The following is a 22,258-nucleotide window of genomic DNA, read 5'->3' as shown; positions in this document are numbered from 1 at the left end:
TCGTCAGTTCCGTGCGGCGCCGACGTGAGGGGCGGGGCTGCCGGGGAAGGACCGGTCGCCGAAGAGGATGCGGCCGGCCGCGGCCCGGCCCAGCGGTGTGCGCAGCAGGGTGAACGCGGCTGTCGTCGCCACCGGTGTCCGTACGTGGGACAGCGCCCTGCGCAGCGAGAGCCGTCCTCGGAAACTGCCCCGCAGTCCGGCTCCGCTGTAATGGGTGAGCGCGTCCGGCTTCCCCGACCGCAGTGCGTCGTCGAGGACGGAGGCGGCCAGCTCCGAGAGCCGCAGGCAGGGATCCAGGCCGCCGGCGGTGAGGGGGGAGACCGCGCCCGCCGCGTCCCCGACGAGAAGTCCCTCGGCGCAGCTGATGCGGCGCAGCACGCCGCCGACGGGTATCGGTCCTCCGCGACGCTCCACCGCTTCGGGACGTTCGACGCCGGCCAGTCCTGGCGCCGAGGCACTGAAGCGTTCCACCGCCCGGCGCAGGCCTTCCGGGAAGCGGTCGGCGTAGCCGGCGACACCGACATGGGCGTGCTGCCCGTCGTGAACCACCCAGGCGAGGTATCCGGGGGCGAGCGAGGGGTCGAGGACGCAGTGGAAGGTGGGGGGTTCGCCGTTCGGGGGCACCTGGAAGACCTCTTCGGCGCCGATCAGCAGGTGGCGGTTGCGGTCGAGGCCGAGGTCGCGGGCGACGCTCGAACGGGCTCCGTCGGCGCCGACGACGAAGCGCGCCCGGACCTCGGCGGGCCCGTCGCGGCCGGTCAGGCGGAAGGCGTCGCCCTGCCGTCCGGCGTACCGCGTGCCCAGCGCCAGCCGCACACCGGCGTCGACCGCGACCACGGCGGCCGCCTCGTACAGCCGTGCCATGTCGCCCACCCGGTATTCGTCGCGGTCACTGACCAGGCTGACCGGGCGGCCCATGCCCGGGGGGTAGAGCAGTACGCGGCGGATCGGGGGTCCGAGGTGCTCCTCGGGAAGGGGGAAGTCGTCGAGTGTCTTGCGGACGAAGATGCCGGTGGTGCGGATCGCCCCGGCCAGGGTGGTGCGGCGGTCGACGAGCAGGACGTCGTGCCCCTGCCGGGCGAGGAGCGTGGCGACGTGCAGACCGGCCAGCCCGGCCCCGACCACCAGTACGTCGGTACCGGCAGGCTCTGCGGGGCGGTGGGGGCGGGCTGGTGCGGGCATGACTGTGCTCCTCGGGGACGCGGTCGGGGCCGACGTGGGCGTGACGCGGGCGCGTGGCCTGGCGTCGGTCGGCTCAGGCGAGGACCGAAGACCGATGCTTCGATCGAATCACGATGGGAATCTATCGAAATTCAATAGGCTCAGCAAGTGAAGCACCTCGCTGCCGCGCACCGCGCCGCCTGACGACCAGCCGGCCGGCGGTCGCGCCGACCGTGTACCAGAGCAGGTCCGGCGCGTTGAATGCACGCTGCCCGCGGTGCCGGCCGGCTCGCTGCGGCCCACGGACGGGTACGTGCGGACGGCAACTGCTGCGGAACCTCGCGCACTGGCCGCTCCTGCGGGTGGACGCGGCCTGCGGGGCAGCGGGCGCCGGCTTCGCCCGCGAGGCGTTCCCGGCGCTCGGGGTGGCCGGCCCGGCCTTCCGGGCCGGCACGGGGACGGCGGCCGGACATGCGGACCACACGTCCCGACTCGGCTGCCGGCACGACCTCGTACGCGTCCGGCACTCCGCCGCCTCTCCGGGCGGGGTGGTGATCGCGCCGACCCGATCCGATCGGGCACAGGATGTCGGGTGCGGGGGTGTGCGCGCTGCCTAACGTGGTGATCGCGAAAGAGGAAGGAGACCGGGCGTGCTGGAGCGGCTCAACCAGACGATGGACCACATCGAGCGGCATCTCGACCAGTCGGTCGACGTGGCCGAACTGGCCCGTGTGGCGGCCACGTCGGAGTACCACCTGCGCCGGATGTTCTCCGCGCTCGCGGGAATGCCGTTGTCGGAGTACATCAGGCGCAGGCGGCTCACCGTCGCGGGTGCCGAGGTGCTCGGCGGGCGCGGGACGCTGCTGGAGATCGCGACGCGGTACGGCTACGGCTCGGGCGAGGCGTTCGCGCGGGCGTTCCGCGTCGTGCACGGTGTGGGTCCGGGAGAGGCCCGGCGCACCGGCTCCGCGCTCGTTTCCCAGCCCCGGCTGACCTTCCGCCTCACCGTCGAAGGGAGCAACAGCATGCGCTATCGCGTGACGGAACGGCCGGCCTTCACCGTCGTCGGCCCCAAGGCCAGGGTGCCGCTCGTGCACACGGGGCCGAACCAGGCGATCATCGACTTCGTCCGCGGGATCGAACGGCAGACGCTCGAACGCCTGGAGAAGCTGTCGGACCAGGAGCCGCAGGGCATCGTCGCCGTCTGCGACGACCTGGACCCGAGCCGTGCCGAAGGGACCGAACTGGACTACTACCACGGGGTGATCACGACAGCGGCCGCCCCCGAGGGCACCGCCGTCCTCCAAGTCCCGGCCGGCACCTGGGCGGTGTTCACCACCTCGGGGCCGGTCCCGGAGGCCATCCAGCACCTGTGGCGGGACGTGTTCACCGAATGGTTCCCGTCGAATCCGTACCGCAGCCGGCCAGGACCGGAGGTCCTGCGCACGCGGATGTCCCCGGACGGCACCGAGGCAGACGCGGAGCTGTGGCTCCCGGTGGAGCGGGAGGGCCGGTAGGGCCCGCCTGCCGGTCAGGCACCGGCCGGCAGGCCCGTCCCGCTCGCGGCCGCTCCCCAGGCGTGCGCGCACAGCGCCCGTTCGACCACGTCGGTGTAGACGGCGGCGGCGAGCCAGGACCGGGCGAAGCGGCCGGTGTCGGCCGGGAGCAGACGGCCGAAGGCGTCACGGGAGCGGTCGGCGGCGGCGGTGTGCAGGTCGTCGAGGAGACCGGCCGCCGTGGCGAGGCCGAGACGGCGCAGGCGGGCCGCATCGCCCGACGTGCTCCCGTTGAAGGCGAGGACCCGGCGGCCGCCCGACACCGCCTGGTGGACGCGGCGGCGCAGCAGGTGCAGCGGAGCCTCGTCCCCGGTGGGGGCGGCCCCGGCCGGAGGCGCGACCGCCCCGGCGGGCAGATCCGCGTGCTGGAGGCGGTCAAGGCCCAGGTCCACCCGGGCGTCCGGGTCGGTGGGGTGCTCGGCGGCGAGGAGCAGGGCACGGGGAATCGGTCCGGGCGCCAGGCGCGCGACGATCCGCAGCCGGCCGCCGGCGGCGGCCAGCAGGCGGAGGTTGTCGCGGTAGGGCAGTGACGGGTCGTCGTGGGCGGCGGCCAGCCGCAGGGGCACTCCCCCGCAGTCGGCCAGCAGGCAGTCGCCCGTCGTCTCGCGCACCGTGCCGGTGAGGGTCACCTCGAGGAACAGCAGGTCCTGTCCGCCGCTCAGGGCCCGGGTCACTTGTCCGGCCGCGGGCACGGCCCACAGCCGGTCCAGCGGCTCGGCGCGCCAGGCGGCGCCCGACGCGCGGACCGCCCGTACCCCGGCGCCCGCGCCGAGGCGGCCCGTCGGGGAGACGGTGGCACCGGACACCGCCAGCCCCGCGCGCGACAGTTCACGGTGGGTCAGGGCGGTGTCGCCCATGCGCACGGCCCGGTCGGCGGCCCCGGTCGCCCGTGCGGGTCCGCCCGGTGCCACGTCCGACACCGTGTACAGGCGTCCGTCGGCGTCGGCGGTCCAGGTGACCGCGCCCGCGTGGCCGGTGGCCGTGAGGACGGGCTCGGAGAAGAGCCCGTACAGGCGCAGGGAGCCGTCGGGGCGGTACGGCTGCCGCACCGTGCCGCGCAGTTCGGTCAGGTCCGGGCCGGTGGCGTGCGGAAGGCGGTGGGCGACGCCCAGGACACCGGCCAGCGCGTCGGCGAGGTCGGTGAGCCGGTACCCGGGGTCCGCGGTGCGGGCCGCCCGGACCGCGGTCACCACGGAGACGGCCGCGGCGGATGCCCTCGGCAGGCCGGCGAGACGCGCGGTGTGCGCGGCGTGCAGGAGTTCCGCCTGGAGCACCGCGCCGGCGCCGTCCGTGCCGGCCTCCAGGACGGCGGCGGCCGCGTCGAACACCTCCCGGGCGGCGGCGCGTTGTCCGGCGGTGACGGTCCCGGCCTCCGTCTCCCCGCTCGTCGGGCCCGGCCGTGCCGCCGGTGCCGCTTCCTCCGTGTGCTCCGTCCCGTCCTGTGTTCCGGTGACCGCGGCGGGTTCCGGAGCCGCGGCGTCGTCGGCGACCGGAGCGGCCGAGGCCGCGGCCGCGCGGTGCAGACAGGCGGGGGCCAGCAGACAGCCGCAGTGGATCGCGTCCGCGCCGGTCACCACTCCGCCGGGGGCACGCAGGACGAGATCCGTCCCGTCGTCGACGGCGATCCGCACGGTGTCACCCTCGCGGGTGACCGGACGGGCCAGGAGCTTGGTGACGCCCGCGTCCAGCCGCTTGCGCAGCCGGGGCGAGAGCGCCGCGACGAGTTCGGCGGTGACGGACGGGACGACCGGAGGCAGGTCCGGGCTCATGCGATCTTCTCCCCTACCCAGCGGGCGAGTTCGAGCGGACTGAGGGCGGCGACGGGCATTCCCGCCGCGACGAGCTGACCGGCGACGCCCGTGGAGTAGCGGGGCCGTCCGGTGTCGTCGAGGCTCGCGCAGCCCAGGACGTGGCAGCCGGCCGAGACCAGCGCGCGGACCTCGCCAAGCAGACCGCCGAGCGGATGGCCCTCCTCGAAGTCGCTGACCACCACGACGAGGGTCCGCGACGGCACGGTGACGAGCTCACGCGCGTGCCGCAGTCCCGCCGCGATGTGGGTGCCGCCGCCCACGCTGACCTCCAGCAGCAGGGACAGCGGGTCGTCCACGTGCCCGGTGAGATCGATGACCTCCGTGGAGAAGGCCAGGAAGTGGGTGGAGAGGGTCGGCACCCCCGCCAGGACCGAGGCGGTCAGCGCGGCCCACACCGTGGAGGCCTCCATGGATCCCGACACGTCCGTGACCAGGATGAGCCGCCAGTCGGCGGTCCGGCGCCCCCGGGTGCGGAAGACCGGGTGTTCGGGGATCACCTGAACGCTGCCGTCCGGGCTCCGGCGCGCGGTCGCCAGGTTGGCCCGGAGCGTGCGGGGCAGGTCCAGGCCTCCGCCGGGGCGTCTGCTGGGGCGGGGCAGTGCCGTGCCGTGCAGGGCGGGGCGCAGGCGGGTGGCCAGTTGCCGGGTCAGTGCGTCGACCAGGCGCCGCACGAGGGGGCGCAGTCCGGCCAGTCGGGCCTCGGGCAGTCCGCCCGCGTGGCGCAGCACCGTGCGCAGCAGGTCCACCGAGGGGCGTGCGCTGTCCGCGTCGAGTTCGGTGAGGACGTCGCCGCGACCCGACGCGGCGGCCGCCGCGAGCACTTCCTCGCGGATGCCGGGCCCGAAGAGCGCGGCCAGTTCCTCGGACCACTCCCGTACGCCGGGATAGGGCGCCTCGCGTCCCCCGCCGGTGCCCGGGCCCGCGCGGTTCCCCCGGCTGCCTTCGCCGCGTCCGCTGCCGTACAGCTCGTCCAGTGCGGTGGCGAGCGGCGCGGCGGACGGCGGCAGCGCGTCGGTGCGGCGGCCGAGGAGGAGGCGCCAGCGGTCGGCGGGGGCGAGGACGTCGTCATCGGTACGGAGGATCTCGGTGTCGGCCCCGCCCTCCGCCGCCGTACCGTCCGGTCGGGGCCGCGCCGCGGTATCCGGTGCGGGCTTCACGGCGGCGGTCCCCGGGGCGCCGCCGTCCGGGGCGCCGCTGCCGTGCCCCTCCGGTGTGCCGCCCGGCGGCACCCCTCCCACCTCGTCCGCCGCGGCCGGACCGGTGCGGGGCCCCGGCAGGAGTCCCAGCGACCGCAGCCTCTCGCGGGCCGCGAGGTCCGCCCCGGTCCAGGTGGCGAGGGCGGCCGGTTCGATGCCGTCCGTGTCGCCGACGTGCGCGGTGCCGAGGCGCTCCTCGACGGAGGCGAAGAGCCGGTCGCGGGCCGCGGGGCTGAGGGTGTCGAAGCCTCCGCGCAGCGCGGGCAGCCGGTCGAGGAACGCCCGGTCGGGCAGCTCGGACACCCGGGCGAGCAGCGGTTCCAGGGCGAGCTCCGCCGCCTCGAGCAGCGGGCCGGCGGCGGTCAGCAGCCCGCTGAGCCGGGCGGTGAGCGCGGCGCGGGAGTCGGGGTCGGTGGCCCCGTCGACCCAGGAGGCCACACGGTCGCCGAAGGCCCGCGCGTCCTCGTGCCCGAGCAGCACGCGCACGGCTCCCGCGGCACCGCGCATCAGCGGGGAGCCGTCGGCCGACAGACGGACCAGGGCGTCGGCGAGCCGGATGCCGCCCAGCAGGTCCGCGCGGTGGGAGAGTTCGAGCAGGGCGTGGGCGTCGGCCAGGTCCTCGGATCCGGTCAGGCCGTCCACCTGACGTACCGCCGCCGCCGTGAGCAGCTCCGCGACGGCGGCCGCCCGGGCCTCGCGGTCCGGTTCGGCACCGAGCCCGGGGACATGACCGGCCCGCAGCCGGTCCAGCAGGGCCAGGCCGGCGAGGAGCTCCGGCAGGGTGCCGGCCCGGGGCAGGACGTCGGCGATGTCGCCGAGCCGTTCGTCCGCCAGGCCGGGCAGGCCGCACTCCGCCGCCTGCCCGAGCCCGGCGAGGGCCTGCGCGGCCGTCGGTCCGCCCTCGTCGCCCTCCGAGCGGCGCCGTTCCCGCAGGACGCCTTCGGCGGCCTGCTCCGGGGTGGCTCCCCGCACGCCGGCGGCGGACAGCATGGCCGCCGTGGCGGGTGTCCAGCGCACCTCCCAGCGGGAGGTGAGCGCCTCGGCGCCGCCCGCGCCGACGACCTCCTTGGCCTCCCCGTAGGGCACCCCGCACACCGTCAACCGGTGCAGCAGCAGTTCGCGGCGCCGGTCGAGGTCGGACCGCAGCGGGTCCAGCCGCAGGTCCCGCGCGGGGCCGCCCGGACCGGGGCCGGGCAGGCCGAGCCGTGCCACCTCGGCCTCGACAGCGGGGGCGAGGCCGCTGCGCGGTGCCTGTGGAGCGGGGCGCCCGCTGCGCGTGCCGACGAGGACGCGTTCCATCGCCCGCGCCACGGCCCTGCCCCGCCCGTACGGCTCACCCTGCGCGAGCACCGTCTGCACGGCCTCGACCAGTTCACCGCGGCCCGCCGCAGGCAGGCCGCGCAGCCGGGCGAGGTCCGAGGCGAGCCGGCTGATCTCCCGTGCGTCGGCGGGCCCCGACGGGTGGCCCAGGCCACGCAGTTCGGCGCAGACCCGTACGGCCGCCCGGGTCAGTGCTTCCTCGAGCGCCGCGGGATCCCCCGCCGCGCGCAGCACCATGTCCTGCCACTCGGGATCACGGATGCCGGCGGGGTAGCCGGACCGCTCGTCGAGGAGGGCGTAGGTGTACGGGATGAGGGAGGTGGTCCAGCCGGGCCGCTGCGTGCCGTCGGCCGGTCCGGGCTCCTCCCCCGTGCCGGCTCCCGCGTCCTGCCGTACGAGCGCCGGGGCGTGGAAGGCGCCGACCACCACGGCGGCCCGTTCGCCCCGTGCGGTGGCCTCGGCCAGCCGGGCGCGCATCCAGCGCTCGCGCCGCAGGTCCAGGTCCGGCACGCCGCCCGAGGCGACCGCGTCCGCGCGCAGGGCCCACCCGGTGAGCAGGGCGGCCCGGCGCAGGGCCTCGGGCGGGGAGCCGGGGGCGGCCGCCTCGACGAGCCGGTCCCAGAGGTCGTCCCCGGGCCGGCCCGTCAGCCGGGCCCGCACGGCGGTGGCGAGACCGGGGCGGCCGGCCCCCGTTCCCCCGGCCCGCCGGTCCGCGGTCCAGGCGCGGTCGGCGAGCGGCAGGTCGCAGGCGACCACCGGCACGTCGTTCCGCACGGCCCAGCGCACGGCGGCCAGTTCGGGCGAGAAGTCGGCGAACGGGTAGAACGCCGTTCCCCCGCCGCTCCCGTCGCCGGGAGCGGCGGCGAGCGCCACCGGGGCCCGTGTCTCCTCGTGCCCGAGCCAGGGCAGCCAGTGCTGCATCTCGGCGGGCAGTTCGACGAGCAGCACCTCGGGCTTCGCCTCGTCCAGCAGCGCGGGCACGGCGGCGGCGAGGGAGGGCGCGTGGTGCCGTACGCCGACGAGACAGGGCGCGGACGGGTCGGTGAGGACGGCGAGCGCCTCGTCGGGCGGGACGGGTCCGCCCTCCGGGGCCACTGTGTGGGAAAGGGACACGGCCGTCAGCCCTCCAGGACCGTACGCAGGTCCCACAGGGTGCGCCAGGTGGCGGAGCCCTGTTCGGCGCGGCGCCGGACGGGGCCGTCCCAGTAGCCGCGCAGCCGGGCGGCGTCGGCGGGGTCGTCCTTGCGGACCACGCCGAGCAGATGGCCGGGCAGCAGTCCGAGCACGTCGCGGTCGCCCGGGAAGTAGGCCGCCGCGAGGGCGAGCGCGCCGGCGACGGACACGGCTTCCGCGGTGCTCATCACCGTCGAGGGCCGCTCGACCTCCCAGCCCTCCGCCGACCGGCCCTCGCGCAGGTCGCGGAACGCGGTGACCAGGGCCTCCAGTACGGCGTCGTCGACCTGGAACGGCGCCCCGGCCCGTTCCACGGAGGCCCGGGCCTGGCCGCGCACCAGCGCGGTCTCGGCGTCGAGGTCCCCGATGGGGCCGACCGTCTCGAAGTTGAAGCGGCGCTTGAGGGCCGCGGACATCTCGGACACGCCCTTGTCGCGGAGGTTGGCGGTGGCGATGAGGGTGAACCCGGGTGCCGCGTGCGCCAGCGCGTCGTCGGTGCCGGACAGTTCGGGGACGGCGATCCGCCGTTCGGAGAGCAGCGACACCAGTGAGTCCTGCACTTCGGGCAGGCAGCGGGTGACCTCCTCGACACGGGCGACGGCGCCCCGGGTCATGGCGGTGAGCACGGGCGAGGGCACGAGCGCCTGCCGGGTGGGGCCCTGCGCCAGCAGCAGGGCGTAGTTCCAGCCGTACTTGAGCTGGTCCTCGGTGGTGCCGGCGGTGCCCTGCACGACCAGGCCGCTGGTGCCGCACACGGCGGCGGACAGCAGTTCCGACAGCATCGACTTGGCGGTGCCGGGCTCGCCGACGAGCAGCAGACCCCGCTCCCCCGCGAGGGTCACCACGCACCGTTCGACCAGCGCCCGGTCGCCGACGAACTTGTCCTCGATGACCAGGCGGCGCGGCACCCCGTCGGGCACCTCGGCGGCGTCGGGCAGTTTCAAGGCGCTGCCGGCGCTGCCCATGACGAACGTGACGACGGCGCGGGGGGTGAGCCGCCAGGCGGGCGGGCGGGGCCCGTCGTCGTGGGCGGCGAGGAAGGCCAGTTCGGTCGCGTACCGCTCCTCGGGCGGGACGATCTGGCGGGCGGGGGACGGGGACAGGGCGGTGGTCATCGGGGCGATGTCTTCCGGGTGCGGGTGGACGGTGGTCATCGGCGGCGGCCCTTGCGGGTGGCGCGGGTGGTGAGTTCCTCGTAGGCGGGCGCGTCACCGGCGCGGACGCGGTCCCACGCGCGCCGGAACAGTTCGGGCACCGGCAGCAACGGCACCGCGCGGGTGTGACCGGGGACCGGGTAGAGGCCCTGCTTCCAGATCTCCACCGGCAGCGCCGGGGACTTCAGGTCCAGCCAGCCGCACGGCAGGAAGAGCGTGCGTCCGGCGCGGGCCCGCCTGGCCTCGACGACCAGGCCGGTGGCGGCCAGTTCGGCGCGGGCCTTCTTCATACGGGCGGGCTTCCAGCCCGTCCAGCGCGCGCAGTTGCGGTCCGTCGGGTCGGGCAGGGCCAGCAGTTGCAGGTAGAGGGCCGCCGCGTCCGCGCCCAGGCCGTGTGTCCCGGCTGCCTCGGCGACCACGTCGGGTGCGCTGACGGACGGGTCCTGGGCGTACCCGGTGGGCCCCTCGGGATCCGTTCCGGCCGCGAGGGCGCGGGCGAGTTCCTCGTCGAGGATCGTCCGCAGCGCCCGCACGCCCTCGCCCCGTCCGGGCCCGACGAGACCCTCGACCAGTCCGAACACGGGGTCGTCCGCCCTGGTGAGGGCGCCGGTACGGACGAGGACGGCTTCCTGGTCGCCGTACCAGGGGCGCAGCACCAGTGCCTCGCCGAGGCGGGTCAGGCCGTCCGTGTCCGCGCCGCCGGTGGCGGGCAGTCCGTACGCCTTGCGCAGCTCGACGGCGGTCGACGAGCCCTTCTCCGTCCACTCCAGGTCGAGGTCGAGCAGGAGCCCCGGGTCGGCGACGCGGCGGCGCAGCGCGGCCAGCCCGTCCGGCAGGGCGGCGCGCAGGGGGTCTCCGTAGGGCAGGGAGTAGGCGAGGCCCGCCAGGGCGGACACGGCGCCCGTCAGGTCGTACCGTCCGGGCAGCGCCCGGGGGTCCTCGGGTACGAGGTTGCCGTCCTTGTCGGGCCGCTGCACCGTGGTGCGGCTGAGCCAGGGGGTGCGGCGGGGGTTGAGGACCCCTTCGACACTCCGGGTGGACAGTCCCGCGAGGGAGAGGTTCCCCGCGAGGTCCTCGGGCAGGCGGACGACCCCGTCGAGGCGCTCCGCCCACACCCGGCCGGCCGCTGCGGTGTCCGGTCCGGCGGTCCACAGGTCCCCGGGGGTGTCCGGCAGCAGCGCGCCGATCAGCGCCAGCCGGTCGCCGGGCTCCAGCGAGGCCAGCAACGCGTCACCGAGCTGCTTCTGACGTGGCTTCAGGGACGTCGCGGCGATCACCTCGTCGGTGAGCTGCGCCGGCTTCCCCGCGAGCAGCAGGGCCGCCTGTACGGGCCCCAGGCCGTCGCGTGTGGCGGCGGTCAGGGCGGCGGGCGCTTCCGGCTGCCAGGCCGCGGCGCCCTTGTCCCGGATCAGCGCGGTCACCGCCGCCAGCGCGTCGGCCGGGAACACCGGCGGGTGCGCGGTCTCCCGCTCCAGCGTGAAGTGGGCGACGGCGCCGAACAGGCCGGCCGGATCGTGGTCCAGGGCCAGCCAGTTCACGCGCTTGGCGTGGTGGTCGACGCTCTGGCACCCGAGGACGACTACGGTGCGGCCCTCCCGGCGCAGTACCTGACCGACGCGCTCCTGCCTCCCCTGCGGTTCGCTCAGCACGATCTCGCGCAGCGCGCCCCCGGGCTCCGCCAGCGGGCCCTCCGTGATCGCGTCGAAGAGCAGCAGCAGGGCCCTGCGGTGGGCGTCCGTGAGAGTCGGTGAGGCGGCGCGGTAGGCGAGCGGACGCAGCACGTCCAGGAAGGACGGCCACAGCACACCGATGCCCGGGACGGTGAGGTCGTCACTGCGCCACCCGTCGGCGGACCCGGCGAGCCGGGAGGAGTCGGGCAGGGGTTTGCCGTCGGCGGGCCTGCCCGACAGGACGTGGTTGACGGCGCGGATCTGCCGCAGCGCGCTCCAGCGCTGCCCGCCGCCCCACCAGCCGTACTGCTCGGCGAGACCGGCGGTCGCCTCGCGCAGCGTTTGGTCGTCGCCGTCCTCTGGGCTGTAGTCGGCGAACATGCCCTCGACGCGCTTGCGTTCGGTCCTGGGCCGCTCGGCGGGGGGTGTCACGAACGTGGCGACGGACGCCGCCAGGCGCAGTACCGCGTGCACGAGGGCGGCGACTCCGGTGAGCAGACGCGGCTCGGTGAGGGCGGGGAGGGTGCGGGCGACGGCCCCGCGCAGGAACTCCTCGGCGCTGGGCACGGCGGACGTGCCGTTCGTACCGCCCGAAGGAGTGTGCGTGTCGGCGTTCGCCTTCGCCCGGGCGGCCTCGGCAGCCGCCTGCGCCTGCCGTTCGGTCAGGGCCTGCGCACCGGCGCGCAGGAGGTCACCGGCCTGTTCGTCGCTCAGCGCCCGCAGCAGCGCCGAGGCACTCTCGTCGCGCGGTCGCAGCGCGTGCCAGAAGTCCACCGGCGGGACGAGCCGTGTGCCGGCGGCGAACTCGCCGCCCCGTTCCAGAGGGGTCACCCGGCCCAGCTCCCGGGTGTCGTCTCCGCCCGTGTACAGGGTGACCTGGCGGTACTGGGCGACGGCGACGGGTTCGACGCCTCCGGGAAGCCGCAGAGCCCCGAGGGGCACGCCTGGGATCCGACCGGCTGCGGTGGGCAGGGTGACGGTCCGGCCGTCCGGCGTGCCGACGGTGGTGCGCGCCTCGTCCCCCTCGCCCTCGGTGCGCACCCACCGGCCGAGGACCGTACCGTCGGTGCCGAACGGGCTGTGTTCCAGGCCGGACTGGAGGGGCAGCACCATGCAGTGCTGCTGGAGCAGGGCGGCGCCCTCGCTGATGCCGGACCGCAGGAACGCGGGCAGTGAGGCGCGTCCGTGGGTGCCGGTGGCCGGGTCGTACTCGAGCCACACCTGACGCGGTCCCTGCCGGCCCTGGCGCCAGTAGGAGGTGCCGTCGCCCAGGATGCGGCGGGCGGGCGGCACGACCGTGTCGCCCGCGTGCAGGGCGCGTCCGCCGGTGGCGCGGCCGCCGCCCGGCAGGGGTATCGAGGTCTCGCCTGCGTCGCGGCCGTACCAGTGCGGGAGCTTCTCGCCGCCGAGCGGGAACACCTCGGACGGGCGGGCCGACCAGTAGCCGTACTGCTTGCCGTCGTGGCGCCACATCACCAGCAGTTCGCCGTCCGCGTAGCGGAACGACGGGCGCTGCCAGCTGTCGAGCTGCACCGGCAGCCGCAGGTCGTGCTCCAGAAGGATGTCCTGGGGTCCCACGACGATCGCCTTGTGCCTGCGGGAGAGGATCAGCGCCGGCCACGCCTCCTCGACGGCGAGCGTGTCGTCGCGGTCGCGCCGGGTCTCCGTGTCCAGGCGCCGCACCGCTTCGTCGAGGGCGGGCCAGCCCAGTTCGTCGAGGATGCCCGCGCGCAGGGTGCGGCGCAGCAGCGGCACGACGTCGAGGGCGGCGACGCGCTCGACGGCCCGCGGGCTGACGCGGGGGGCGACCTCGCGGAACGGACGCAGCCGTTCGAGCGCGGCGCGCGCGGCGGGCAGGCCGGCCGCGGCGGCCAGTTCCCCGGCCGCGTCGTCCAGCCACTCGCGCAGCACGTCGGCGAGCACGGGGTGCCCGGCCAGGGCTTCCAGCGTCCCCGGGCCGAGACGTCGGCTCTTGACGTCCCCGACGGCGTTGTACAGCAGGCGCCTCAGTCGCGGGTCGGCGGCGACGGCCGTCAGGTCGCGGCGTCCGGGCCGGGTCTCCTCCAGCCACTGGGTGACGAAGAGGAAGGCGTCCTGACCGGCCTCGGGCAGCTTGAGCGGGATGTCCTCGGCACTGCACAGGTCCAGCAGGTCGAGGTCGGCACCGGCGTGCCACCGGCCCGAGAAGAGGTCGACGGGACGGCCGTCCGCGCGCAGGCGCGGAGCCATCCGCCCGACGAGCGCCAGGGTGGCCGGTGAGCGGCCGCTGACGGAGCCGCCGTGCTTGCGGTGCAGTGCCCAGCGGGTGAGCCAGTCCGCCGCGTCGACCGCGTCCGCGGCCTCGGTCCCGCCGGTGAGCAGCAGGTCGGCGCCGGTTTCCGCGAGCAGCGCCAGCCAGAACTCGTCGTCCTCCGTGGAGCGGCCAAGACCGGCCGGCATGATCTCCAGCAGCCGGACCCGTACGGCGGGCTGCCGCTCGGCGAGGACGACGAGCGTCGCCCGGTAGGTGTTCCAGAAGGACGCGGGGGCCCGTACCGCCGCGGGCGACGCCAGCAGGTCCGCGACCAGGGCGCACTCCTCGGTGACCCGGTCGAGACCGGCCGCCTTGATCAGGGTGCGCGCGTCCTGGGGCAGGGACGCGTAGGGCGGCATGCCGGCGGCGCAGCGCTCCACGGTCAGCTGCCGGAACTGCGCCCATGCCTCGGCCGGGGTGAGCCGCGCCGCGAGGGCTTTCACATGCTCCTTGAGCGCCTTGACCGTCAGTGCCCCGGCGAAGGCGAACTCCAGGAAGACCGCACGCTGCCGCTCCTCGTCCACGGTCAGCGCGTGCACCCGCTCGGCGTCGCGGGCCTTGCCGAAGAAGGCCGCCGCATAGGTGGTGTTCTCGTACTGGAGGAAGACGCGGGCGGCCTGCTCGTAGAAGGTGGGCAGGAAGTGCGGGACGGCCCGGCCGAGCCGCTCGCCGAGCGCCTCGAAGCCCTCCTTGGCGGTGCCGGGGCGGGACTTGGCCTGCCGGGCGAGCCGCTCGACGTCCCTGACCAGCGCCAGCGCGTGGTGTCCGTTCGCCGGGTCGTTGACCAGCGCCCACGCGGGGAAGCCGAGGGTTTCCCGGCGGACCTGCCCGACCTCGCGGGTCTCCGGCTCCCGGACCAGTCCGAGGAAGTCCAGGGCGAGGTCCTCGGCCTCGCCGAGCGTGCCCGGCACCAGCCGTACGACCTTCCGCTCGTCCAGCGCGGTGTGCGTGTACGTGCGGACGGTGAGGACGTCGGCGTCCTCCCGGTCCGTGGCGCCCGGGGGCAGCACGGCGCCGGCGTCGAGGAGCGCGGCCGAGGTGGTCTCGTCGAAGGTGATCCCGTCGTACTCGTACGTCGTCATGCCGCACGCTCCTCGTCCTCGATGTCGCGCCCGGCGTACAGCGCGGCCGCCATGCGCATGCCCTCCGACCAGGCCACCGGCCCGACCTGACCGAGTTTCAGCGCCCGGCCCGCGGGGTCGGTGAACACCAGCGGGCCGGTCTCCGTCTCCGCGTAGCCGTCGTAGTCGCCGACCCACACCCGGGCCTCGACGCCGCGGCCGTCCTCCAGCACGGAGCACACGGCGTGGCCTCCGCGTACGCGGTAACCCAGTTGGGTCGCGCGGCCGTGCAGGAACCTCAGCTCCTTGAAGGCACCGCCCGCGTAGTCCTCGACGGAGCCCGCCTCGGCGTCGAGGCCCGCGGGCCGGCGCCACACTTCGCGGAAGAGCTGCTGGGCGCGCTGCTCGATGCCTATCTCCACGGCGAACTCGCGCAACTCCTCGAGTTCGTCGAGGAGCACCGGGTGCGGCAGGCGGACCAGGCCCGGGGTGAGCCGGACGGTGTCGCCGTCGAGGTCCACCAGGCCGAGGCCACGCTCGGGGTCGGCGTCCCGCAGGAACCCGGCGACCACTCCGTCCGTCCCCGTGACCACCATGTCGCGCAGGGCAGCCTGCCAGGCCGGGTCCGGCCACACCCGCGCCAGGACCGCGAACGGCACCGGGAGCGAGCGCACCATCCACCGCTCCACGTCGGCGAGGCACTGCCGTTCGTGTCGCTCCAGCCACTCGACGAGCTGACGCAGCCCCACCACCACCGGATCGTCGGCGATCTTGGACGGTACGGATTTCAGCCGCCGTCCGGCCGCGTTGCGGCACACCACCTTGCCGTCGTCGAGGGCGACTTCGTAGCCGCCGGCCGACACCCACCCCATGCGGGCCTCCCCATCCACAATGATCAAGTGACGGGAACTGTAGAGCAGGGTTCTGACAACGGGATCCCGCCCTGACGGACGCAGGTGTCGGGAAGCTGTCCTTCCGCGTACGGGGCGGGGCCATCAGGGTGGTCACCTGCCGTGTCGGGCGGCCGTCGCGTGGCGTGCTGGCCATGCTGGGTCGGAGCAGGCCCCCTTCCGAGCGACAAGGAGCACGGGATGTCCACGGACCCGGTCGGACGATTCCTGACGGCTTTGGACCCGGACCACCGCGAGGCCGTCGGCGCCAGACCGCGCGAGGAACAGGAGCGGCTCGCGGCCGCCTGGGAGCGGGAGCTGGAAACGGACACCGAGCTCGACTCTCTCGACGAGCTGTCCCCGCGGGCGGCCGAGGCCGAGGCGGCCCGCCGCGTCCTCGGCCGCGAACCGGGCTAGGCGGATCAGCACGGCCGTGAGGTGCGGCGCCTCTCGACCACCCTGGCCCCGCGACGCCGGTCTGCTCCAGCCGAGAGGGCCTGGCCCAGATGCCGGGCCACCGCCTCCTCGGTCCCCGCCGCGTCCGCGCCCTCCGCCGCCCAGGCCACGTATCCGTCGGGCCGTACCAGGACGGTCGTCCGGCGGTCGCTCGCCCAGCGCTCCACGGTCAGCCACCCCTCACGGACACCGGGGCCTTCGTACGCCCCGGGCGTGATCAGCACGAACCGGCCGCCGCGCAGCGCCTCGTAGAGCCGGCCGTCCTTCACGGCGACGTCGGGGACGCGGGTGCCGGTGAGGCGGTGGGCGCCGCGGGGGGCGGGGTAGGCGTAGCCGATCCCGGTGATCCGGCCCAGGGCCTCGCGCTGGACGGGCGGGGCCATGTCGACGAACGCGGAGACAAGGGCGCGGGCGGCACGCAGCAGCGGATTGCGCGCGCGGGCCAGCCGGACCAGTCCGCCACTGCTGCGCAGCACCGCCCTGCCGACCGGGTGGCGCTCGACCTCGTAGCTGTCGAGGAGCCCTTCGGGCGCCCGGCCCTGGACGGCCGCGGCGAGCTTCCAGCTCAGGTTGGCGGCGTCCTGGAGGCCGGTGTTCATGCCCTGCCCGCCGGCCGGGGAGTGGATGTGCGCGGCGTCCCCGGCGAGGAAGACCCGCCCGACCCGGTAGTGCGGTGCCTGGCGCTCGTCACTGTGGAAACGGGAGAGCCAGCGGGCGTCGTGCATGCCGTAGTCGGTGCCCAGGGCACGGCGGGTGATCTCCTTGACCTCGTCGAGGTCGAGCGGGGCGTCGTCGGAGACCTCGTTGCGGCGGTTCCAGCCCATGACCCGGTACCAGCCGTCACCGAAGGAGGCGATCATCGCGAAGGCGTCGCCGCGGCCGTTGACGGTGAGGACGCCCTCGGGCTTCTCGGCCAGCCGGACATCGGCCAGGATCAGCGACTTGATGACGGAGACACCGGGGAAGTCCAGGCCGATCGCCTCCCGCACGGCGCTCCGGTGACCGTCGGCGCCGACGACATAGGCCGCCCGGCGGGTGACGACCGCCCCGTCCGCGCCGCGCACGTCGAGGTCGACCCCCTCGTCGTCCTGCCGCAGCCCCACGACCTCGCTCTCGTACGCGAACTCGACCCCGGCCTCCCGGGCCCGCCGCTCCAGGAGCCGCTCGACCTCGTACTGCGGGGTGATGAGCAGGAACGGGAAACGCGAGGGCAGCGTGCTCAGATCGAGGGAGAGGCGGCGGAAGAGCCGCAGGCCGGTGATGGTGTCGCCGGTGGTGAGGAGTTCGTCGGCGAGGCCGCGGGCGTCGAGCTGCTCCAGGGTGCGGGCGTGCACCCCGAAGGCGCGGGAGAGATTGCTGATCTTGCGCGGCCGCTTCTCGACGAGGGTCACGGTGACGCCGGCCGCGGCGAGGTCACCGGCGAGGAGGAGGCCGGTGGGGCCGGAGCCGACGACGATCACGGGCCGGTGGGTGGCGGTGCCGTTCATGGTGGCCTCCTGTTGCCGACGCTTGCTTGCCATCACCTACTGCCAACAAATGTTGGCCAACGCTCGTTGACGACGATAGCGAGGCGCCGAGGAAGACGTCAACAGTCGTTGGCAAACAATGGTTGGCGAACGCTTGTTGCCCTACGTCCGTTGGCCTACGTTTGTTGGCATGAACGGCAGCGACAGCACCTCCACGGTTCCCGGCTCCGGCGCCCCCCGCCGCTCCGACGCCACTCGCGGCGCGATCCTCGCGGCGGCCCGCGAGCGCTTCGCGACCGACGGCTACGAGCGAGCCACCATCCGCGCCATCGCCAAGGACGCGAACATCGATCCGTCGATGGTGATGCGGTACTACCGCAACAAGGAGGGCCTCTTCGCGGCGGCCGTCGCCATCGACCTGCGACTGCCGGACGTGAGCGGGGCGGACCGCCGGCAGGACGTGGGGCGGATCCTCGTCGAGCACTTCCTCGACATGTGGGAGAACAACGAGGTCCTCACCGCCCTGCTGCGGGTCGGCGTGACCAACCGGGCCGCGGCGGACCGCATGCAGGGCATCCTGCGGGACCAGCTGCTGCCGGTCGCCCGGCAGGTGTGCCCCGACCCCGAGCAGGTCCCGGCACGGGCGGCACTCCTGGCGTCGCAGCTGCTGGGGCTGGCGCTCACGCGGTACGTACTGCGGATGCCACCGGCGGTGGGGCTGGCGCGGGCGGAGATCGTGGCATGGCTGGCACCGACGATCCAGCGGTACCTGACCGCGCCGAGTCCCTGAGGCTTGCCGAGCACTCGCGTCCGCCGCGGCCACGAAGTCCGCGCCCTGCGCGGCCGTCCACGTGCCGGCCGGCTGAGGCACCGTCGTCAGCCGGCCACGGCTTCCGCGTGGCAGCCGGACACTGGAGCAGTTCCGGGACCGGACGCCGGGAACCCGGATCGGCGGTGCGCGGAACATGGCCGCGGGGCGACCGGGGCGCCCGCGGTCTTCCGGCCCGGCGGTCGGTTCACGCTTCGTCCGGACAGGCGTCATGCGGTGACCGGCGGTGGCGGAGGCACGAGGTGACGACCAGGAAGGGCCAGAGGGACTGAAAGGCCGTCACCACGCGTTCCGCCACGCCGGCCACGCCCTGGCGGTGCATCTCGAGCAGGAACCAGGCCGCACCGACGACCATCACGGCGGTCGCCGCGAAAGCGGGCGCGGGCCGCAGGGCCCACGGAGCGCCACCGCCGCCGTCGGCGGCCAGAAGCGGCCACAGGGCCAGGAGCGCGAATCCGACCGCGGCCACAGAACCGTGGCGCAGGGACCCTCCACTGCCCGGTGCCGGGACCAGCGCCACCACCACAGCAGCCACTCCCCCGCCGGCCAGTGCCACGCGCCCGGCCGCCGCCGCGGCCCGCAACCCCCAGGCGGTGAGCAGGTGGCACACGCCCAGCGCGAGAAATGCCCCGTTCATCACCCATGATCCGGATGCTCCGTAGGCCGCCAGGACGCTGATCGTCTGAGTGACGGGGTCGTAGCCGGGCCCTTCCAGTGACGCCGCGACCATCCAGCCCGCGATCAGCAGCACGGGCGCACACCCGGACGAGAACAGGACCCATCTGGGAACGAGCAACATCAAAGGACCATAGAACGTGTGATTCACCGAGAGATCCGTTGAACACGCGCGAGCCATGACATATCCGGAGATGAGCCCTGTGGGACTTGAGCGTAGGGTGATGTCCGTGCGTCCAGCCGCGGCCTGAAGGCCGCGGGAGCAGCGGCCTTCAGCCATTTCACGCGGAAGGATCACCCATGGGCACGGTCACCACGCCTGACGGCACGGACATCTTCTACAAGGACTGGGGTCCGCGCGACGCCCGGGCGATCGTCTTCCACCACGGCTGGCCGCTCAGCGCCGACGACTGGGACAACCAGATGTTGTTCTTCCTCGCGCAGGGCTATCGGGTGATCGCTCACGACCGCCGCGGTCACGGCCGCTCCAGCCAGTCCCCGAGCGGTCACGAGATGGACACCTACGCCGCCGACGTGGCGGCGCTGACGGACGCGCTCGATCTGCGGGAGGCCGTACACATCGGCCACTCGACCGGCGGCGGAGAGGTCGCGCGTTACGTGGCGCGCGCCGAGCCGGGCCGGGTCGGGAAGGCGGTGCTCGTCGGCGCGGTCCCGCCGGTCATGGTCAAGTCGGAGAGCAACCCGGACGGTCTGCCGATCGAGGTCTTCGACGAGCTCCGCGCGACCCTCGCCGCCCATCGCGCGCAGTTCTGCATCGACTTTCCGTCGGGTCCCTTCTACGGCTTCAACCGGCCCGGCGCCGAAGTCTCCCAGGGCCTGATCGACAACTGGTGGCGGCAGGGCATGATGGGGGCGGCCAACGCCCACTACGAGTGCATCAAGGCCTTCTCCGAGACCGACTTCACCGAGGACCTCAAGAAGATCGACGTCCCCGTCCTCGTGGCGCACGGCACCGACGATCAGATCGTGCCGTACGCGAACTCGGCGCCGCTGTCGGTCGAGCTCCTGCAGAACGGCACCCTCAAGACGTACGAGGGATTCCCGCACGGCATGCTGTCGACCCACCCGGACATCCTCAACCGGGACATCCTGCAGTTCGTGCAGTCGTAGCCCTGCGAGAGCGCCACATCGGCCCCCGTGGTCGTACGACCACGGGGGCCGAGGCGCCGGTTGGTGCCAAGGAGGGTGCTGCGGGGAGAACCCCGGTGCCCTCTGAGCGGAGGTCACCGGGGCTCGGATGCTGCGCGCGGGTGTCAGACCCGGGCCGTCTCCGGCTCGCGTACGGGCTCCGCGGGCGCGGCGGTGCCGCGGAGCTCCTTGTGGAGTTTCTCGCCCTCGACATCGACGTTCGGCAGGAGGCGGTCCAGCCACTTGGGCAGCCACCACGCCTTGGTGCCGAGCAGGGCGAGCACGGCGGGCACGATCGCCATACGGACCACGAAGGCGTCGAAGAGGACCGCGATCGCGAGACCGAATCCCATCATCTTGATCATGTCGTCGTTCTCCATGATGAAGCCGGAGAAGACGCTGATCATGATGATCGCGGCAGCGGCGACGACCCGTCCGCCGTGGGCGAAGCCCGTGATGACGGACTCGGCGGCGGACGACCCGTGAACGTACGCCTCACGCATGCGGGTCACGAGGAAGACCTCGTAGTCCATGGCCAGACCGAAGACCACGCCGATCATGAAGATGGGCATCATCGACATGATCGGGCCCGGCTGGTCCACGCCGAAGACACCCGCGAGCCATCCCCACTGGAACACCGCGACCACCGCACCGAGCGCCGCGGCCACCGAGAGCAGGAAGCCCAGAGCAGCCTTCAGCGGGACGAGGACCGAGCGGAAGACGAGCATGAGGAGCAGGAAGGCGAGGCCGACGACCAGGACCAGGTAGGGGATCAGCGCGTCGTCCAGTGTCTGCGAGAAATCGATGGTCATCGCGGTCATACCGGTGACCAGCATGGTCGCGCCCGTCTCGGCCTCGACGTCGCCGGACAGTGCGCGGATGTCCTTGACCAGCGACTCGGTGGCCGCGTCACTCGGCCCGGTCTTGGGGACGACGGTGAGGACGGCGGTGTCTCCCGCCTCGTTGAAGTTCGCGGGGGTGACCGCCGCGGCCTCGCCCAGGCCGGTGATCTCCTTGCCGACGGCCTCGGCTGCGGCCTCGGGGTCGTTCGCGCTCCGGGTGTCGACGGTGACCATCAGCGGGCCGTTGAAGCCGGCGCCGAAGGACTCCGACAGCATGTCGTATGCCTTGCGCTGCGTGCTGTCGGGCGCAGAGCTGCCCTCATCGGGCAGGCCCAGCTCCATACTCGCGGCCGGCACGGCGACAACGCCGAGGCCGAGCACCGCGGTGAACAGGACGGTCACCGGACGGCGCAGCACGAAGCGGGCCCAGCGGGCACCCAGTTTCGGCTTGGCGAACGCCTCCCGCTGTCCGGCAGGAGCCTTGCGGTCCTTGCGACTGAGCGCCTTCTTACCGGCGAAGCCGAGCAGTGCCGGGGTGAGGGTGAGCGCGATCAGCACGGCGATGCCGACCGTGGCTGCGGCCGCCAAGCCCATCTTGGTGAGGATCGGGATGTTGACCACGGCAAGTCCCGCCAGGGCCACGACGACAGTGAGTCCGGCGAAGACGACCGCCGAGCCGGCGGTGCCGACCGCGCGTCCGGCGGCCTCCTCGTGGGCGCGGCCCTCGGCGATCTCCGCCCGGTACCGCGAAACGATGAACAGGGCGTAGTCGATGGCGACGGCGAGGCCGATCATCATGGCGAGGGTAGAGGTCGTGGCGGAGAGTTCCAGCGTGCTGCCGAGGGCTCCGATACCGGAGATGCCGATGCCGACACCGATGATCGCCGAGAGCAGCGGCATGCCGGCGGCAACGAGTGAACCGAAGGTCAGCAGGAGCACCACCGCTGCGACTCCGATGCCGATCAGCTCGGCGGTGCCGCCCATCTCCTGCTCGGCCATGACCGCGTCGCCACCGGTCTCGACGGTGAAACCGTCGCTGCGCGCGTCGTCGGTCGCGGCCGTGAGCGAGTCGCGGGCCTGATCGGTCAGCTCCATGGAATTGACCTTGTACGTCACGGAGGCGTACGCGGTCGTGCCGTCCTTGCTGACGGCATCCGCCTTGAACGGGTCGGCCACCGAGGCGACCTGCGGGCCGTCGCCGAGAGCAGTGACCAGCTCGTCGACCCTGGCCTTGCCGATCGGGTCGGATATCTTGCGGCCCTCGGGGGCACGGATGACGACGCGCGCTGTGGCACCCTCGGCGGCTGCAGCCGGGAAGCGCTCGTCAAGCAGGTCGAAGGCCTCCTGGGACTCGGTGCCGGGCATGGCGAAGGAGTCTTCGGGCGGGGCGGGCGCGGTGGACGCGGCGACGCCGACGCCCACGAGTACGGCCACCCACAGGAGGGCGACGACACCGCGGCGCCGGAATGCGCGTCGGCCAAGTCGATAGAGGAACGTAGCCACCTGGGACCAATCCGTTGGATTTCGGGCAGGACGAGACCCGGCACATGGAAAGG

General features: G+C 74.2%; 13 protein-coding genes. 4 read left to right on the top strand and 9 right to left on the bottom strand.

Annotation, left to right across the window (positions count from 1 at the left end; all coding sequences use genetic code 11):
• Positions 1-3: 3 nt before the first annotated feature.
• Positions 4-1,182, bottom strand: coding sequence for an NAD(P)/FAD-dependent oxidoreductase (locus F1615_RS14870; protein ID WP_149549442.1), 1,179 nt, complete (start codon positions 1,180-1,182; stop codon positions 4-6).
• A 629-nt stretch (positions 1,183-1,811) separates the two neighbouring features.
• On the opposite strand from F1615_RS14870, the gene F1615_RS14860 reads away from it, so the two are divergent.
• Positions 1,812-2,678, top strand: a complete 867-nt coding sequence (locus F1615_RS14860) for an AraC family transcriptional regulator (protein WP_149549441.1) — start codon at positions 1,812-1,814, stop codon at positions 2,676-2,678.
• Between the two features lie 14 nt (positions 2,679-2,692).
• Here the strand turns inward: F1615_RS14860 and F1615_RS14855 are convergent, their stop codons facing one another.
• Genes F1615_RS14855 through F1615_RS14835 form a run of 5 tightly spaced genes read right to left on the bottom strand, consistent with a single transcriptional unit; the run spans position 2,693 to position 15,267 of the window.
• Complete coding sequence (locus F1615_RS14855; RefSeq protein ID WP_149549440.1) at positions 2,693-4,486, bottom strand: hypothetical protein; 1,794 nt, start codon at positions 4,484-4,486, stop codon at positions 2,693-2,695.
• Positions 4,483-8,157: a vWA domain-containing protein gene (locus tag F1615_RS14850; protein WP_244328738.1), complete on the bottom strand. Its 3,675-nt coding sequence runs from the start codon at positions 8,155-8,157 to the stop codon at positions 4,483-4,485. The genes F1615_RS14855 and F1615_RS14850 overlap by 4 nt, the downstream gene beginning before the upstream one ends.
• A gap of 5 nt (positions 8,158-8,162) precedes the next feature.
• Positions 8,163-9,332 (bottom strand): ATP-binding protein, encoded by a 1,170-nt coding sequence (locus F1615_RS14845; protein WP_149549569.1) that lies wholly within the window; start codon positions 9,330-9,332, stop codon positions 8,163-8,165.
• A gap of 35 nt (positions 9,333-9,367) precedes the next feature.
• A complete protein-coding gene (locus tag F1615_RS14840; protein ID WP_149549438.1) occupies positions 9,368-14,416 on the bottom strand; it encodes a hypothetical protein in 5,049 nt (1,682 codons plus the stop codon).
• Positions 14,413-15,267: a DUF4132 domain-containing protein gene (locus tag F1615_RS14835; RefSeq protein WP_149549568.1), complete on the bottom strand. Its 855-nt coding sequence runs from the start codon at positions 15,265-15,267 to the stop codon at positions 14,413-14,415. The genes F1615_RS14840 and F1615_RS14835 overlap by 4 nt, the downstream gene beginning before the upstream one ends.
• Before the next feature lie 219 nt (positions 15,268-15,486).
• Here F1615_RS14835 and F1615_RS14830 point away from each other — a divergent pair, with 219 nt between their 5' ends.
• Complete coding sequence (locus tag F1615_RS14830; protein ID WP_149549437.1) at positions 15,487-15,702, top strand: hypothetical protein; 216 nt, start codon at positions 15,487-15,489, stop codon at positions 15,700-15,702.
• Between the two features lie 5 nt (positions 15,703-15,707).
• Here F1615_RS14830 and F1615_RS14825 read toward each other — a convergent pair whose 3' ends face one another.
• Entirely contained in the window at positions 15,708-17,228 is a 1,521-nt protein-coding gene (locus F1615_RS14825; protein ID WP_244328737.1) for an FAD-dependent monooxygenase, read from the bottom strand.
• A gap of 169 nt (positions 17,229-17,397) precedes the next feature.
• On the opposite strand from F1615_RS14825, the gene F1615_RS14820 reads away from it, so the two are divergent.
• Positions 17,398-17,997, top strand: coding sequence for a TetR family transcriptional regulator (locus F1615_RS14820; RefSeq protein WP_149549435.1), 600 nt, complete (start codon positions 17,398-17,400; stop codon positions 17,995-17,997).
• A gap of 226 nt (positions 17,998-18,223) precedes the next feature.
• Here F1615_RS14820 and F1615_RS14815 read toward each other — a convergent pair whose 3' ends face one another.
• Complete coding sequence (locus F1615_RS14815) at positions 18,224-18,835, bottom strand: DUF998 domain-containing protein (protein WP_149549434.1); 612 nt, start codon at positions 18,833-18,835, stop codon at positions 18,224-18,226.
• 176 nt (positions 18,836-19,011) lie between these two features.
• Here F1615_RS14815 and F1615_RS14810 point away from each other — a divergent pair, with 176 nt between their 5' ends.
• Positions 19,012-19,842 carry an alpha/beta fold hydrolase gene (locus tag F1615_RS14810; protein ID WP_149549433.1) on the top strand — a complete coding sequence of 277 codons (831 nt, stop codon included), beginning with the start codon at positions 19,012-19,014 and terminating at the stop codon, positions 19,840-19,842.
• Positions 19,843-19,985: 143 nt separating this feature from the next.
• Here F1615_RS14810 and F1615_RS14805 read toward each other — a convergent pair whose 3' ends face one another.
• The gene (locus F1615_RS14805; protein ID WP_149549432.1) at positions 19,986-22,205 is read right to left on the bottom strand and encodes an MMPL family transporter; all 2,220 of its coding nucleotides are present in this window, start codon (positions 22,203-22,205) and stop codon (positions 19,986-19,988) included.
• Between the last annotated feature and the right edge of the window lie 53 nt (positions 22,206-22,258).

It is taken from the genome of Streptomyces marokkonensis, from assembly GCF_008312835.1.
In the GTDB taxonomy this organism is placed as follows: domain Bacteria; phylum Actinomycetota; class Actinomycetes; order Streptomycetales; family Streptomycetaceae; genus Streptomyces; species Streptomyces marokkonensis_A.
Note: the sequence above shows the minus strand (reverse complement) of the source record. Positions and strands in the feature narration are given on the sequence as shown.